General features: G+C 68.4%; 1 protein-coding gene. It reads left to right on the top strand.

Annotation, left to right across the window (positions count from 1 at the left end; translation table 11 throughout):
- On the top strand, window positions 1–310 hold a 310-nt coding region (locus tag EE949_RS08685), incomplete at both ends, for an ATP-binding cassette domain-containing protein (RefSeq protein WP_164666736.1).

The raw sequence follows: 310 nt of genomic DNA, 5'->3' as shown, positions 1-310 counted from the left end.
CGACACTCGACATGGCGAGCGCCGACGCGGCCGTGGCCGAGAAGGCGATGCGGCGCTACAGCCGCCTCGACGACCAGTTCAACGCGCTCGGTGGCTACGCGGCCGAGGCCGAGGCTGCCTCGATCGCGTCGAACCTGAAGCTGCCGGACCGCATCCTCGACCAGCAGCTCAAGACACTCTCGGGTGGTCAGCGCCGGCGCATCGAGCTCGCCCGGATCCTGTTCTCGGACGCCGAGACGATGATCCTCGACGAGCCGACCAACCACCTCGACGCCGACTCCGTTGTGTGGCTCCGCGAGCACCTGAAGAC

It is taken from the genome of Pseudomonas viridiflava, from assembly GCF_900602065.1.
Classification (GTDB): Bacteria; Pseudomonadota; Gammaproteobacteria; order Pseudomonadales; family Pseudomonadaceae; genus Aquipseudomonas.
Note: the sequence above shows the minus strand (reverse complement) of the source record. Positions and strands in the feature narration are given on the sequence as shown.